Source organism: Bradyrhizobium sp. Kon37, assembly GCF_055807535.1.
The window spans coordinates 1-259 of record NZ_JBVVOY010000290.1 but is presented as its reverse complement, the minus strand read 5'-3'; the positions used below and the strand labels follow the sequence as shown (position 1 = coordinate 259).

1 protein-coding gene is annotated in these 259 nt (G+C 56.0%); it reads left to right on the top strand.

Features of this window, described 5'->3' with window-relative positions:
- Positions 1–259 (top strand): intermembrane phospholipid transport protein YdbH family protein (locus AC0L3J_RS38195; RefSeq protein WP_473350589.1); only part of this gene is annotated, 259 nt, incomplete at both ends.

Below are 259 nucleotides of genomic sequence, written 5' to 3'. Positions count from 1 at the left end.
GCTGGCAGTGGCGCTACTGGGGAAAAGGGAGTTTTACACCGATGAATGCCACCTGGGATGTCGCAGGAAAAGGTGAGTGGCATGACAGCACGATTACGCTGACCGATCTCTCCACCGGTTTCGACCAGTTACAATACGGTACGATGACGGTAGAAAAGCCGCGATTAATTCTCGACAAGCCCATCGTCTGGGTACGTGACGCACAGCATCCCTCCTTTAGCGGCGCGCTGTCACTGGACGCCGGGCAAACGCTGTTCAC